Below are 9610 nucleotides of genomic sequence, written 5' to 3' on the forward strand. Positions count from 1 at the left end.
CTCGCCCTTCGGCCGCTGCCGGAACCGCGGCTGCTCGCGCGGAGCCTCCGCTGCGGGCGCCGGCGGCGCCGAGGGATCCGGCACCGGACGGCCGCTCGGCCGGCGCGCGCCCGTGATCTCGAGCAGCCGCCGATCACCCGGCCGCACCTCCACGTCGGTGAGCGTCACCGAGGCCCGCTCCGCCAGTCGCGTGGCCTCCTCCCGATCGTCCGGGGTGACGATGGTGACGACCGTGCCCGACGCACCCGCCCGCGCGGTCCGCCCGGTCCGGTGCAGATAGTCCTTGGGATCCGCGGGCGGATCCACGTGCACGACCAGCGAGACATCGTCGATGTGCAGCCCGCGGGCGGCCACATCGGTGGCGACCAGTACGGGTGCGGTTCCGTCCGCGAACGCCGCGAGCATGCGATTGCGCTGGTTCTGCGCCTTCCCGCCGTGCAGCGCTACCGCGCCGATCCCGATCTCACGCAGCTTGCGCGCCAGCTTGTCGGCACCGTGCTGGGTGCGCACGAACAGCAGCGTCCGGCCCTGTCGCGCGGCGATCTCGCTGACCACCGCCCGCTTGTCGGACCGCCGGACATGCAGGGCGTAGTGCGCGATATCGGGTCCGGCCGCGACGTTTCGGAGCTCGCTGCCTGAATCCGCCTCTGCCACAACGGCATCCACCTGCCCCGGCGATGCTGCGGCCGGAACGGTGCCGATCGCATGGGTCGCCGGTTCCCGCAGGTACTTCCGCACGAGTCCGTCGACCGTCTCGTCGAGGGTCGCCGAGAACAGCAGCTGCTGTGCCTCGCCCGGCACCTTGTTGAGCAGCGCCGTCAGCTGCGGCAGGAAGCCCAGCTCGGCCATGTGGTCGGCCTCGTCGACCGTGACGACCCGAATGTCGCCCAGCTGCACCGCTTTCCGTCCGAGCAGATCGGTCAACCGCCCCGGCGTCGCGATGACGACGTCCACCCCGCGCGCCAGCCGCTCCTCCTGCTTCTTGATCGGCAGCCCGCCGACCGCCGTGGCCAGCCGCAACCCCAGTGACAGCGCGGGCTCGTCCAACGCGCTCTCGATCTGAATCGCCAGCTCCCGCGTCGGGGCCAGAATCAGCCCGCGCGGCCGCCGCGGCGCACTCGGCGCACCGAACAGCCGCACCAGCATCGGCAGCCCGAACGCGAGCGTCTTCCCCGACCCCGTCGCCGCCCGGCCCAGCACATCCCGTCCGTCCAGAATGTCCGGAATCACTGCCGCCTGAATGGGAAACGGCTTATCGATCCCGCCTCGGCGCAGCACCTGCACCAGTACCGGCGGCAGTCCCAGATCCGTGAACCGCACCTCGCCGCCTCCTGAACCGGCGCCCGCATGGTCGTTCACCGAGCTCGAGGTCCCAGCCGGGTTGCGCTGGTCCCGCCCGCTCTCACTGGCGTCGGTCCGGCGTCGGGCTTCGGCCGCTCGGTCGGTCGGCGCAGCCTCGGCTGCGGGTGACGAGTCGGTGGCGATGGTTTCCTCCAGGGCTGACGTGGGTGTCGAAGTCGAAGTCGGGTTGCCACTGCTCGCGGGCGGTGGCGAAAGGCTCTCGCCCGGGCCGGAATCGGCGGCGGGCATGGCGGATTGCGCCGCGCCCGAGTCGGATTCGGGAGCAGGTAGGTGGTGGGGATCAGGCACGGCTGACCAGGCGGCTGAGCTCGACCAGCCAGGGGATCGCGACGGCGAGGGTCGGGACGACCAGGATCGCGGCGGCGGCGAGGTAGGCAGCGACGGCGATGCGGAGATCGCCGATCGGACCGGCCAGGCGCTGGATGCGGATCAGGGTGGTGGGGCCGCCGACGGCCATGGCGCCCTGCGGGGCCGGGGAATTGGAGCAGGCCACCAGGGCGCGCGCCAGGGGAGTGGGACCGGTGACCTTGACCGCGGAGTCGTCGGCGAGCAGTTCGATGAGCAGCTTCACCGAGTCCAGCGCGGATTTGGAACGGACCACACGGGGGAACGCCTCGTGCGCGGCGGTGAAGGCCTCGAGCACCAGATCGTGGCGGGCACGCAGGTGGGAGCGCTCGTGGCTGACGATGGCGGTGAGTTCCTCGTCGGACAGGTTGGTGACGGTGCCCTGGCTGAGGACCACGCGCCGGCGCAGGCCGGGCAGGCAGTAGGCGATCGGCTCGGTGGCGGCCAGTACCCGGATATCGGCCGATTTCCGGTGCACACCGGACTGGTCCAGCAGGTCGACCAGCATGCGATGGCGGGCGCGGCGACGGCGGGTGTGGATGCCGACCCGGATCACCGACCAGATCAGCCGCGCTCCGACGAGCAGGGTGAGCGCGAACACCAGGACCAGGGCCAGCCACAGCGGCAGACCGAGGGCGTCGATCTCCTTGCTGGGCGTGGTGGTCGGACGGCCGTCGCCGCCCGGGACGAGGAGCCGGGAGGCGATGGCGAGTCCGGAACCGAAGGCGCTCAGCACCGCGGCCAGCGCGATCGCCTGCCACAGCACCAGCGCCGCACGGGGGCTGCGATAGGGCCAGGTGGCACGGCTGAGCAGCGTTGGCACCGGTCCCGCCAATAACAGGGCGAGACCGGCGAAAACCGGCGCTGTCCAGTCCATGTCCTCAGCTCACTGCGTTGTGGGGCTCGGGCCGAGGCTACGGCTATTCGGACTCGGGTTTGTCCTTGCGCGCCACCTCGGTGGCTTCGAGCTTAGCGAGTGCGTCGCGCAAAGCGGCAGCCTCGTCCGCGCCGACCTGTTCGACGAAGTGCACCAGCGCGGCGCGGCGACTGCCAACTTCGTCCGCCTGCTGCAGTGCGTCGACCATGAGGCTGGCGACGAGTTCGTCGCGCGTGTGCACCGGCGCGTAGCGGTGCGCACGGTCGTCACGCTGCTGGACCACCAGATTCTTCTTCGCCAAGCGCTGCAGAACGGTCATCACCGTGGTGTACGCGAGTTCACGACGCTCAGCGAGTGCTTCATGGACCTGCCGGACCGTTTGCGGTTCGTCGGCCGACCACAACTGGTCCATGACCGCTTTCTCGAGTTCACCAAGACCTGCCATCCCACAAGTTTACGGAGGCAACGACAGGAATGCGTACTACAGCCCGTCGTAACCGGCGAGTTGCTGGTGTGGTATTGCTCATACCCCGGCGTCCGCCGGCATGTCTCCGGATCGGGAGTCGCGCACGTGCCGGGCGCCGATGGGCACGATCATCGGCCGACCCGACACCGGGTCCTCGAGCACCTCGGCGCGCAGGCCGAAAACCGCGCGCAGCAGCTCGGCGTCGATGATGTCGGCGGGGACGCCCTGGGCGACGATGCGGCCGGCGTGCATGACGATGAGGCGGTCGCTGTAGCGGATGGCCAGATTCAGATCGTGCAGGACCATGACCACGGTGCGGCCGAGGTCGTCGTGCAGGCGGTCGACCAGGTCGAGGACCTCGAGGGAATGGGCGAGGTCGAGGTAGGTGGTCGGCTCGTCGAGCAGCAGGACGTCGGTGCCCTGGGCCAGGGCCATGGAGATCCAGGCGCGCTGGCGCTGGCCGCCGGAGAGCTCGTCGAGGGTGCGGCCCGCCAGCTCCGCGATACCGGTCTGTACCAGGGCGGCGGTCACCTCGGCCTCGTCGTCGGCCGACCACTGCCGCAGCCAGGACTGATGCGGATGCCGGCCGCGGGCCACCAGATCCGCGACGGTCAGGCCCTCGGGCGCGACCGGCGTCTGGGGCAGCATGCCGACGATGCGCGCGATGTCCTTGGTCTTCATGGTGGAGATGGCCTTGCCGTCCAGCAGGACTCGGCCCGACCGGGGCCGCAGCAACCGGCTCAGGGAGCGCAGCAGCGTCGACTTGCCGCAGCCGTTGGGGCCGATGACCGTGGTGATCAGCCCGGGCTCGATCTGCACCGACAGCCCGTCGACGATGACCCGTTCGCCGTAGCCGAGGGTGATGTTTTCCGCCGCGAGAGTCACAGGGTCGCCTTCCGGTTGGTGCGAACGAGCAGGTAGAGCAGGAACGGTCCGCCGACGGCCGCGGTGACCACGCCGACCGGCAGCGAGACGGGAAAGACGGTGCGCGCGAGCAGGTCCGCCCCGACCACCGCGATCGCTCCGACCAGCGCCGAGGCGATGACCGGTTCCCCAGGGGTCCGCAGCAGCCGCCGCGCGATCTGCGGTGCGGCCAGTCCCACGAACCCGAGCGGGCCGACCGCCGCGGTGGCCAGCGCGGCGCAACCGACTGCGGCGGCAATGAGAATCGCCTGCTGGGTCTGGATGCGGACGCCGAGGATGCGTGTGGTGTCGGTGCCGAATCGCAGCGCGGCCAGCGTCCGCGCCGACCCGGCCGTGACGAGCAGCGCGACGCCCAGGCCGATCGCGGCGGGCACGAGGGTCGACCAGTCCGCCGCGTTCAGCGACCCGGTGAGCCACTGCTGGGCATGTGCGGCATCGGTGAGCGTGGCCCGCGTCAACAGCCAGCTCACCACCGACAGCAGCGCCGCGTTCACGCCGATCCCGATGAGCACCAACCGGAATCCCATGACCCCGCTGTCCCCGGTCGTGGTCCGGCCCCAGGCCAGCAGGTAGATCAGTACGGCGGTGAGCAGCCCGCCGGCCAGTGCCGCCGCCGAAACACCCAGCGCCGCGGCCGTACCCGTCCCGACGCCACCCATCCCGACCAGCACCGCGACCGCACCGCAGCTCGCGCCGGAGGTGATTCCGAGCAGATCCGGGCTGGCCAGCGGATTGTGCAGAATCGATTGCGTCACCGCGCCGGCCAATCCCAGCGCCGCCCCGACCACGATCGCGGTCAGCGCCCTGGGCAGCCGCGAATCCATGATCACGAACCGCTGCGCGCGAGTCCCTCCGCCGCCCAGCACATCCAGCACTCGCCCGAGCGGAATCCGGAACTCGCCCACCGCGATATCCAGCGCGAACAGCCCGAACAACAGGGCCGCGAGCGCGAGCACGGTGAGTAGCGCGCCGATCCGAAGCACTGCCGAGAACCTGCCCACGCGCACCGCGGGCCGGACAGCGCGCAATTCGTCGGCGTGAGCCTGGTCGCTGCTCCCGGCTGGTTCCGCACGTCCGGGAGTGCCGGGGTGATCGGAGGCGATCGGCGGTGTTGCCGGTGCGGGCCGGGCGGAGGGTGATCCGGTGCTTCCGGAAGCGTTTGCCGTGGGGTGGCCAGGGCTCACAGGGGCTGAGGTGTCGTTGGGAGGTGTCGGAAGAGTCACAGGCTCACCAGCTTTCGGCGGCGGACCAGCAGGATGAAGAACGGTGCGCCCAGGGCGGCGAGGGTGACGCCGGCCTGGAGTTCGCCCGGGCGGGCGATGAGGCGGCCGGCGGTGTCGGCGACGAGCAGGACCAGAGCGCCGAGCAGGCCCGAAAAGGGGAGCAGCCAGCGGTAATCGGGGCCGGTGAGGGCGCGCGCCAGATGGGGGACGATCAGGCCGAGGAAGGCGATCGGTCCGACGGCGGCGGTGGCCGCGCCCGCGAGGAGGACGACCGCGGCCAGGCCGAGCGCCCGGCTGCGGGTGACATTCACGCCGAGACCTCGGGCGACATCATCGCCGAGGCCGAGCAGGTTGAGGGCGGGGGCGGCGGCCAGGGCCAGGATCGCGCCCAGCCCGAGGAACGGCAGCACCTGACCGAAGGTGGAAGCGTCGTGCCCGGCCACGTCGCCGACCACCCAATAGCGGTAGGTGTTCAGGGCCGTGCCGTCCAGCAGGACAACGATATTGGTCATGGCCTGCAGGAACGCGGTGACGGCCGCGCCGGCGAGGACCAGGCTGAGCGGGCTCGCCCGGCCGCCCCCGAGCGAGTAGACGCCGAACACCACCAGGCCCGCGAGCAGTGCGCCCGCGAAGGCGAACCAGATGTACTGCGCGGGCGTGGTGAGGGCGAGCAGGTGGATGCTCAGCGCGGCGAGGAAGGCAGCACCCGCATTGATGCCCAGTAATCCGGCGTCCGCCAGCGGGTTTCGGGTGTAGCCCTGGATCAGGGCTCCGGCCATGCCGAGCGCGAGTCCGGCGACCAGGGCGAGTCCTGTTCGCGGAAGGCGTAATTCGCGCACGATCTGGGCGGCCGAGCCGTCCGCGGGACACGAGAGTGGCAGTCCACCAGGGCAAATGAGCGCGTCGTACACGGTTCCGAGGCTCAGATTCCGGGAGCCGAGGGCAATGCTGGCCGCGATGGCACACAGCAGCAGGGCGGCGAGAACGAGAAGTCCGGACAGACGTCGCCGTCTGGTGGTGACTACGGCGGGCACGGTGACGAACTACTCCTGACGCGTTCATTGCTTCGTTAAGTCTGGTAAGCCTAACCTATCTTTCCGTGCTCGTTGTCCATGCATTGGCCGAATAGTCGATGAATGAGGAGGTTCGATGCTCGAACCCGTAACCGTGTGTCCGCCGCGCGATTCCCGGCTCGCCTTCGGGACTGCCTGTTCCCGCCTGCGCGCCCTGCAACCCGAACACCCGCGCGTCTACGCCGTCGCCGCCATGGCAGACCAGGGCAAACGCCGCTGGTGGCGGCTCGCCGACGGCATCCGCGAGGGCCGGATCGAGGTGATGTACCGGCGGCACGCGGCCGAGATGAGCAATGCCGACATCGCGGCCGAGGTGGTGGCCACGGCGCTCATCCACGCGGTGATCGGACGGGTGATGGCCATGATGGTGTCCGAGGGCCGAGCCTGGGATCCGGGCCTGGAGAACCTGTGGATCCACACCGACAACGACGGCGGCATCGACTGGGCGGGCCTGTCCGACACCACGATCCGCGTGATCGACGGCGACCCCCTCGCCGGCGAGGACGGCGTCGTGGCCCTGCCCTGTGAGCCGGCGCTCTACGTCTGGCTCGCCCACCGCTGCCTGCCGGCCCTGTCCCTGGTCCAGGAGGCGATGGCGCGTTGCGCGGGTCTTGGCGTCCGCCGCTTCTGGGGCCTGGTCGCGGAATCCATTGTGGGCGCGGCGACCTACGTGCCCGCGCTGTCGCGCACCTCCTCCTCGGAGGGCGCGCGCCGCGGCCAGGCCATGCTGGCCGCGTTCGAGGACCGCGGTCTACCGGTCCGCCGGGCCTGCATCAGGTAGGCCCGACCCACACCTGGCGTCGGCCGGTCGAGACCGGATCCGGTCTCGACCGGGGTCAGGAGACGGACACCGGCCCTGCTGCATCGTCCGCGGCCCGGGTGGAGTCGGACCGCCGCCGGGAATGCAAGGGCCAGAGCAGAACCCACAGCACGCCACAGACATTGTCGGGCCTCGCTCGTCAGACCGTGATGGTGATCTGCTGGTCGATGGTCTCGATGGCCGACTGCAGCACGCCGGCCTGGTCCTGGTTGCTGGTGGCGTTCAGCTGCAGGACGTAGTAGACGCCGCCGGCTCCCGGAATGACCACGGTCTCCTGTGCGGACACCGCGGGAATGCCTTGCAGCGTGTAGGTTCCCGCGATCCGGTAAGCGGGGAATCCGGAGACGGCGGTGGACGAGCCGGTGCCGATCTGGGTGAAGCCGGGCAGGTTCTTCATCTCGCCGGCGGCATCGGCGATCAGCTTCTGCGGATCGACCGTGCCCTGCAGTTTCGACAGCAGCGCAATGATATTCGGGGTGTAGTTCGCCCCTACCGCGTCGGGGCCGCTGTAGACGATCGCGCCGATGGCGTAGTCGGGGGTGTCGGATCCGGCATCGGCCCAGCCCGCAGGGTAGGGCAGCGTGATCGCCGGTGCGCCCGGATCGCCGTTGTGCACCGGGGTTTCGGTGATGTGCTGGTCTTTGATGTAGTCGGCGATCGTGTAGTTCGAGCCGCCGGTGGTGTCGAGCGTGCGCGGGGCGAGTTTGCTGTTGGCCGGATTCGCCGATGTGGTCGGCTTGGCCGCACTCGAGGTCACCGCCGCCGAGGATGCCGGAGCGCTCTTCGCGCTGTCCTTGCCGCCGCAGCCGGTGAGCGCCACGCTCACCGCCACCGCCGCCACGGCGACCCCGATCAGGCCGCGATTTCCCATCATCATGGGCACCTCCTTGTCGAATCGAGCCGTCGAAAGGTAGCCACCCGGGATTGGGATTCGATTGGAACCGCAGTCCATGCCGGTTCCAATCCGGGCCGATTACCGTCCGCGAGACCCGGCGACGAGTCGGTACGTCGGAACCCAAGGAGCGGCCACGTGCCCCCAGCGGTCGTGTTATTCGTGCGTGGCGACCCGGCCCAGCCCGGCGATGCGGGCCGTCAGCAGCGGATCCCACGCGTGCTCGCCGGTGGCGTCCGCGATGCGCTGTGCCCGGGCGAGCAATCCGCGCGCCTCGGCGGTGCGGTCGTGGTGCGTTTCGATATCGGCGAGCAGGGCCAGGAAGAACGGGGCCATGACGGTGCTGCCGTCCTCGGTGATGGCTTCGTACGCCGCGAAGGCGGCGGCCGGATCGGTGTCGTCGCCGGTGAGTGTGCGGGCCCAGACCTCGACCACCTTGGCGCAGGCCGCCCACTGTCCACCGCCCGCGGCGCTGAGTTCCGCGTGCACCGCCGCGGCGGCGCCCGCGGTGCCTTCGGTGACGCCGAGCACGCCGTAGACCTCCACGAAGGTCAGCCGCGCGGCCAGGATATTGAAGACGTCACCGCGAGTCCGGGCCAGCTCCAACGACATTCGGCAGCATTCTTCGGCGGCGGCCCGGTCGCCGCGCAGCGCCTCCATCAGACCCATCCAGCAGTACACCCGAGGATGGAAGAAGTGTGTGGGGTCGCTGACCGTCTGCGGTGGCGGGAAGGTCTCGAGCATGCCGCGGGCGCGGGCCAGCATGTTGTCCCGGTCACCCCGCAGTGCGGTGGTCATGATGTCCACGAACTGGCTCGCCACCCCGGCGGCGGGATCGTTCGAGGCCTCGTACCGGGACCGGAGGCCGTTGGCGATGACCTCGGCCTCGTCGAGCCGGCCGCGGGCGCACAGCATCATGCAGCGCATGGCCGCCGCGCCGTAGAAGTCGCGTCCGTCGATCTGCTCGCCGAGTTCGAACGCGCGTTGCACGGCGGTCAGAGCCGTGGCGCTGGTCTGGCCGTGCAGGATGCCGCGGGCCCCGGCGAGGTGCAGCCACAGGGCCGACTGTCGTTCCAGCAGTTCGGGTTTGGCGGGCAGGCGGCGGCAGATCTGCAGTGCGTGCTCGGCCAGGGTGACGAGGTCCACGTAGGCGGAGCGGGCGAGGGCGCGCTGGATCACGGTCTCGTGGATCGCCAGGGCCGCATGGGTATTGATCTCGGTGCCCGCCCGCCACGCGTGGTCGGCGGCGGCGATGGCCTCCTCGTAGGGCGAGGTCGGCAGCGCGGCAGCGCGATCCGACGCGATGGCCGAGTGCGTGGCGGTCCGCTCCGCCACCGGAATCCGGGCCAGCACCGCGTCGCGAAGCAGGCCGTGACTGAAGCAGAACACGCCGGGCCGTTCGCGGTGCTCGTCGAGCAGACCCGTCTCGTAGGCCGGTCGCAGCCGGGCCCGGACCGACGGGACCGGCGAGTCGAGGATGCCCGCGAGCGTCGCGACATCGAACTCCGGTCCGATCACCGCGGCCGCGGCGAGCGCGCGCCGGCTGGGCTTGCCCAGCACCGCCAACCGGCGACCGACCGCGGCGGCGATGGCATCGGGGACGGCGTCGAGGTCGGGCACGGCGGGGC

8 protein-coding genes and 1 pseudogene are annotated in these 9610 nt (G+C 70.7%); 1 reads left to right on the forward strand and 8 read right to left on the reverse strand.

Annotated features, from left to right (window positions below):
• The 6 genes from ACFXN1_RS30200 to ACFXN1_RS30225 form a co-directional block, all read right to left on the reverse strand.
• Positions 1 to 1359, reverse strand: a 1359-nt coding sequence (locus ACFXN1_RS30200; RefSeq protein ID WP_379463723.1) for a DEAD/DEAH box helicase, incomplete at its 3' end; no start/stop codon positions are given.
• A 283-nt stretch (positions 1360 to 1642) separates the two neighbouring features.
• Positions 1643 to 2584: a M48 family metalloprotease gene (locus ACFXN1_RS30205; RefSeq protein ID WP_354831820.1), complete on the reverse strand. Its 942-nt coding sequence runs from the start codon at positions 2582 to 2584 to the stop codon at positions 1643 to 1645.
• Positions 2585 to 2627: 43 nt separating this feature from the next.
• Positions 2628 to 3029, reverse strand: a complete 402-nt coding sequence (locus ACFXN1_RS30210) for a BlaI/MecI/CopY family transcriptional regulator (RefSeq protein ID WP_379401998.1) — start codon at positions 3027 to 3029, stop codon at positions 2628 to 2630.
• Between the two features lie 78 nt (positions 3030 to 3107).
• Positions 3108 to 3935, reverse strand: coding sequence for an ABC transporter ATP-binding protein (locus tag ACFXN1_RS30215; protein ID WP_379444735.1), 828 nt, complete (start codon positions 3933 to 3935; stop codon positions 3108 to 3110).
• On the reverse strand, positions 3932 to 4957 hold the full coding sequence (locus ACFXN1_RS30220) for a FecCD family ABC transporter permease (RefSeq protein WP_379444734.1): 1026 nt from the start codon (positions 4955 to 4957) through the stop codon (positions 3932 to 3934). Before ACFXN1_RS30220 ends, ACFXN1_RS30215 begins: the two co-directional genes overlap by 4 nt.
• 236 nt (positions 4958 to 5193) lie before the next feature.
• Positions 5194 to 6231, reverse strand: a complete 1038-nt coding sequence (locus ACFXN1_RS30225; RefSeq protein ID WP_379444732.1) for a FecCD family ABC transporter permease — start codon at positions 6229 to 6231, stop codon at positions 5194 to 5196.
• A gap of 115 nt (positions 6232 to 6346) precedes the next feature.
• On the opposite strand from ACFXN1_RS30225, the gene ACFXN1_RS30230 reads away from it, so the two are divergent.
• A complete protein-coding gene (locus ACFXN1_RS30230) occupies positions 6347 to 7051 on the forward strand; it encodes a hypothetical protein (protein WP_379444731.1) in 705 nt (234 codons plus the stop codon).
• A 178-nt stretch (positions 7052 to 7229) separates the two neighbouring features.
• On the opposite strand, the gene ACFXN1_RS30235 is transcribed toward ACFXN1_RS30230, so the two are convergent.
• Complete coding sequence (locus ACFXN1_RS30235; RefSeq protein ID WP_379442547.1) at positions 7230 to 7967, reverse strand: LpqN/LpqT family lipoprotein; 738 nt, start codon at positions 7965 to 7967, stop codon at positions 7230 to 7232.
• A gap of 171 nt (positions 7968 to 8138) precedes the next feature.
• Positions 8139 to 9610, reverse strand: a pseudogene (locus ACFXN1_RS30240) (transcriptional regulator); the annotation flags it as partial.

This window comes from Nocardia sp. NPDC059154 (assembly GCF_042755705.1).
Lineage (GTDB): Bacteria > Actinomycetota > Actinomycetes > Mycobacteriales > Mycobacteriaceae > Nocardia.

Bases quoted from the DNA above. Each gene is read 5' to 3' on its own strand.
- ACFXN1_RS30205 (WP_354831820.1), bottom strand. From the start codon at position 2,584: ATGGACTGGACAGCGCCGGTTTTCGCCGGTCTCGCCCTGTTATTGGCG.
- ACFXN1_RS30210 (WP_379401998.1), bottom strand. From the start codon at position 3,029: ATGGCAGGTCTTGGTGAACTCGAGAAAGCGGTCATGGACCAGTTGTGG.
- ACFXN1_RS30230 (WP_379444731.1), top strand. From the start codon at position 6,347: ATGCTCGAACCCGTAACCGTGTGTCCGCCGCGCGATTCCCGGCTCGCC.
- ACFXN1_RS30235 (WP_379442547.1), bottom strand. From the start codon at position 7,967: ATGATGATGGGAAATCGCGGCCTGATCGGGGTCGCCGTGGCGGCGGTG.